Origin of the sequence: Cetobacterium sp., assembly GCF_051658645.1 — a bacterium.
Taxonomy (GTDB): domain Bacteria; phylum Fusobacteriota; class Fusobacteriia; order Fusobacteriales; family Fusobacteriaceae; genus Cetobacterium_A.
This window is the reverse complement of sequence record NZ_JBOFMZ010000014.1, coordinates 1-1,085: the sequence shown is the minus strand read 5'-3', so window position 1 is coordinate 1,085 and position 1,085 is coordinate 1. Positions and strand designations below refer to the sequence as shown.

Below are 1,085 nucleotides of genomic sequence, written 5' to 3'. Positions count from 1 at the left end.
ATAAAATGTATTCAATAGGTAAATTTTCAAAACTATTAGGAGTAACAACACAAACACTCAGAAATTGGGACAAGGAGAATAAACTTAAACCAAGTTTTGTAACTAAAGGTAAGACTAGGTATTATTCAGAAGACCAATTCAATGAGATGAGAGGAATGACAATACCTAAAATCAATAAGATAGTTATAGGATATTGTAGAGTAAGTTCTAACAAACAAAAAGATGATTTAGCAAGACAAGTGGATAATTTAAAAAACTTTATGATAGCGAAAGGTTATACTTTTGATATTATAGAAGATGTTGGTAGTGGTATTGATTATAATAAAAAAGGCTTAAATCAACTCATAAGGTTGATCACTGAGAACAGAGTGGAGAAGGTAGTAGTTTTGTATAAAGATAGATTGGTAAGGTTTGGTTTTGAACTTATAGAAAACATAGCTAAATTATATGGTACGACTATAGAAATAATTGATAACACTGAGAAAAATGAAGAACAGGAACTTGTAGAGGATTTAGTACAGATAGTCACTGTTCTCAGTTGTAGGCTTCAAGGCAAGAGAGCAACTAAAGCTAAAAAGATGGTGAAGGAGCTGATTGCAGATGGTCCTTGCCAAGAAGATTAGAATAAAACCTAATAAAATTCAAGAAAAACTTCTTTATCAATCTGCTGGGACAGCTCGTTTTATTTACAATTGGACTCTTGGAAAACAAAAAGAAAATTATGAAAATGGTGGGAAATTTATTTCTGATAATCTTTTAGAATTAAGCGATATTTCTCTTGGAATAGATTTAGGTATTAAAGATTTAGCGGTTATTTCTAACGGTAAAATTTATAAAAATATAAATAAGAAAAAAGTTGTTAAAAAATTAAAGAAAAAATTGAAAAGGCTACAAAAACAGGTTTCACGAAAATATGAAAAATCTAGGGAGGTGACAGACCGTTACGACAAGAGCCAAAATATCGTGAAATTAGAGAAAAAAATAAGGCTCGTTCATAGAAGAATTTCTAATATTCGTAACAATAATCTTCATGTAATTACTAATGAGATCGTGAAAACCAAGCCATCTCGAATTGTAATGGAAGA

At 30.0% G+C, this 1,085-nt stretch carries 2 protein-coding genes; both read left to right on the top strand.

The window, feature by feature from the left end:
- A partial coding sequence (locus ACRCZX_RS00655; protein ID WP_438581024.1) for an IS607 family transposase occupies nucleotides 1–623 on the top strand: 623 nt, incomplete at its 5' end.
- Nucleotides 601–1,085, top strand: a 485-nt coding sequence (locus ACRCZX_RS00650) for a helix-turn-helix domain-containing protein (protein ID WP_438581023.1), incomplete at its 3' end; no start/stop codon positions are given. The genes ACRCZX_RS00655 and ACRCZX_RS00650, both read left to right, overlap by 23 nt.